This window comes from Streptomyces sp. KLMMK, from assembly GCF_036961605.1.
In the GTDB taxonomy this organism is placed as follows: domain Bacteria; phylum Actinomycetota; class Actinomycetes; order Streptomycetales; family Streptomycetaceae; genus Streptomyces; species Streptomyces telluris.
The window spans coordinates 1-2,051 of sequence record NZ_JBAMDC010000659.1; the positions used below are offsets into that span (position 1 = coordinate 1).

A 2,051-nucleotide genomic window follows, 5' to 3' on the forward strand; every position below is an offset into this window, starting at 1 on the left:
GCCTCGGTCACCCCCAGCGCCCTGACCGGACGACTCCTTCCGAGGACCTCTTTGCGTACGCACACCTTGCTGTCCGGGCTCTGCCTGCCCGTGCGGCCCGTTCTGAACATCGGCATCCTCGCGCACGTCGACGCGGGTAAGACGAGCCTCACCGAGCGCCTGCTCTTCGACACCGGCGCCATCGACCGGCTCGGCAGCGTCGACGCCGGCAGCACCCGTACCGACAGCGGCGAGCTCGAACGCCGCCGCGGCATCACCATCCGCACCGCCGTCGCGCCCCTCCGCGTCGGGGGCCTGCGCGTCAACCTCGTCGACACCCCCGGCCACAGCGACTTCATCGCCGAGGTCGAGCGCGCCCTCGGCGTCCTCGACGCCGCGGTCCTCGTCCTCTCCGCCGTCGAGGGGGTGCAGGCGCAGACACGCGTGCTGATGAAGACCCTGCGGCGGCTGCGCCTGCCCACCCTCGTCTTCGTCAACAAGACCGACCGCGCGGGCGCCCGGGAGGCGGAGACGCTCGCCGCCGTCCGCCGCAGGCTGACCCCGCACGTGATTCCCATGGGCGCCGTGCGCGGCATCGGCACCCCCGGCGCCCGCACCGTCCCCGGCTCGTACGAGGACGCCGCCTTCCGCGAGGCCGTGGCCGAGGTGCTGGCCGAGCACGACGACGCGCTGCTCGCCGCGCTGGTCGACGACCGGCCGGTCACGCCCCCCGAACTGCGCGAAGCCCTCGCGCGGCAGACCGCGCGCGGCCTCGTCCACCCCCTCTACTTCGGCTCGGCCGTCTCCGGCGAGGGCGTGGCGGACCTGATCGACGGCATGGTGCGCCACCTCCCGCCCGCGCGCGGCGGGTCCGGCCCCGAGGCCACCGGCACGGTCTTCGCCGTCGACCGCAAGCCCTCCGGCGAGAAGACCGCCTACCTGCGCCTCTTCTCGGGCGCGGTCTCCGAGCGCGACCGCGTCACGCTCCACCGGCAGGAGCCCGGCGGCGGCCGCACGGAGCACCCCGGCCGCGTCACCTCCCTCGTGGCGGTCGAGGCCGGGGAACCGGGCACCGCACGGCGCCGCGCCACGGCCGGTGACATCGCCCGGATCAAGGGCCTGGCGGAGGTCAGGGTGGGTGACCGCCTCGGCCCCGCGCACGAGGGCGCGCAGACGCCGCACTTCGCCCCGCCCGGCCTGGAGGCGGTGGTCAGGCCCGTGCGTCCCGGGGACGCGGCCCGGCTGCACGCCGCCCTCACGGCCCTCGCCGACCAGGACCCGCTGATCGGCACCCGCGCCCTGCCGGCGGGCGGCGGCACCTCCGTGCTGCTCCACGGCGAGGTGCAGAAGGAGATCGTCGCGGCGACGCTCGCCGAGGAGTTCGGCGTCGACGCGGTCTTCGAACCGAGCAGCACCGTCCACCGCGAGCGGGTCACCGGCACGGGCGAGGCGTACGAGGAGATCGGCCGGCACGGCGGTCAGGCCTTCTGGGCGACGGTCGGCCTGCGCGTCGAGCCGGGCGCGCCGGACGCCGGCACGGTCTTCCGCCGCGAGACCGAACTCGGTGCCCTGCCGCCGGCCTTCGACCGCGCGATCGAGGAGACCGTCCACCGCACCCTCGCCCAGGGCCTGTACGGATGGCCGGTCACCGGCTGCGTGGTCACGCTGACGCGCTCGGGCTTCGCGGCGCCGGTGAGCACCGCCGCCGACTTCCGCCGGCTGACCCCGCTGGTCCTGATGGCCGCCCTCGCCGAGGCGGGCACACGGGTGTACGAGCCCTGCCACGCCTACGAACTGGAGGCTCCCGCCGACACCCTGAGCGCCGTCACGGGCCTGCTGGCCGGGCTCGGAGCCGGCATCCACGACACGGCGGCCGGCCCGGAGGTGTGCGTCCTGAAGGGCACGATCCCGGCCCGCAGCGCCCCCGCCGCCGAACGCCGCCTGCCCGCCCTGACCCGCGGCGAGGGCGTCTGGTGGACCCTCCCGGCCGCCGACCGCCCGCACGAAGGCCGCCCGCCCGTACGCCCGCGCACGGACGGCAACCCGCTCAACCGGGCCGCGTACCTGCGGCA

At 76.3% G+C, this 2,051-nt stretch carries 1 protein-coding gene; it reads left to right on the plus strand.

Translation table 11 applies throughout. From position 1 onward, the window contains the following. Positions 1-51 precede the first annotated feature (51 nt). Positions 52-2,051: translation factor GTPase family protein (locus V7793_RS36830; protein ID WP_336014035.1), on the plus strand; the 2,000-nt coding region annotated here is incomplete at its 3' end.